This window comes from Lactiplantibacillus garii, from assembly GCF_003885105.1.
GTDB classification, from domain to species: domain Bacteria; phylum Bacillota; class Bacilli; order Lactobacillales; family Lactobacillaceae; genus Lactiplantibacillus; species Lactiplantibacillus garii.
Window position 1 is genome coordinate 1 of record NZ_QWZQ01000114.1, and the last position, 1043, is coordinate 1043.

Consider the following 1043-nt stretch of genomic DNA (forward strand, 5'->3'; position numbering starts at 1 on the left):
CACCAGAATTATGAAAGATGAAAATGCCAAGCAACACTCCCCATAGCGCAATCAGCAGTTGACGATCAGTATACTTAGAACACAAAATGCTCAAAACGAAAAGGGCCAAACATATATATTTAGCAACTGAAAAAATACCGTTAGGTATCACAGATGAAAATAACGTTGTTTGTAAAAAGGAATAGACTATATACAAAATTGTAGCCAAATAATAAAACACCAGAGAATATACTAATCGCCTTTTCGTAACTTGTTTCTTAACTTTTTTGGCCATTTGAAATTCTCCTTTTATCAGCTATATTCTTTTTGTAATCAGAATAAAATTGAATGCTTGCCCCAATTGAAAAACCAAGTAGAACTGAAATTAACACTGCATACCATATGCTGATACTTTTTGCATTACTCAATGTTGCGTTATTTACAATCAACACTTGCTTCTGTGGTAAATATGATTGCAACGTGTAATACAAACTTTTAGCAACCTGTTTACCAATTGCCACAGCTAATTGTGAATCGTTATTTGTTGATCTAATTTCCAGAGAATCACCTGAAACTACAGGTGATGTCGTAATTGATTTTACAATATCATCTTGTGAGATATTAATGTTATAATCCCGCTTTAACGCCCGTTGAGCTGAAACAACAATTGAGGGATGTTTCAACATCGTTTGATAAACAGAAATTGACGCAGTGTCAAATGTTGACAGCCTAGTATTTTCCCCCTTTGTCACAACCCTAACTTCTGTGGTATACACAAAGCTATCGTTATTCATAAATAGTGTAGATACCGCCAAACAAATAATCATCGGAAATAGGTACAATTCCCAATGTTTACGATTCTCCCGAAGGTAACTAAAAATTGTTTTCATTTTTCCCTCTTCTTTATCCAAACTACTTAATTTGGATTGCACTAACTTTTTGTAGTGCAAACTTACTATTTATTGTAGTAGCTTTACCTTTTCCCAATATTTCCTTGCGGTAAAAGGCATGCGCGTATGATAAATCATTCGATTCATTAAAATAATATGAACTATACATAATTC

2 protein-coding genes are annotated in these 1043 nt (G+C 33.5%); both read right to left on the reverse strand.

Going from position 1 to position 1043, the window contains the following annotated elements:
• On the reverse strand, positions 1–274 hold a 274-nt coding region (locus D1831_RS14745), incomplete at its 3' end, for a hypothetical protein (protein ID WP_225422912.1).
• A complete protein-coding gene (locus tag D1831_RS14215; protein WP_125073453.1) occupies positions 258–869 on the reverse strand; it encodes a YveK family protein in 612 nt (203 codons plus the stop codon). The genes D1831_RS14745 and D1831_RS14215, both read right to left, overlap by 17 nt.
• Positions 870–1043 lie beyond the last annotated feature (174 nt).

Bases quoted from the DNA above. Each gene is read 5' to 3' on its own strand.
- D1831_RS14215 (WP_125073453.1), bottom strand. From the start codon at position 869: ATGAAAACAATTTTTAGTTACCTTCGGGAGAATCGTAAACATTGGGAA.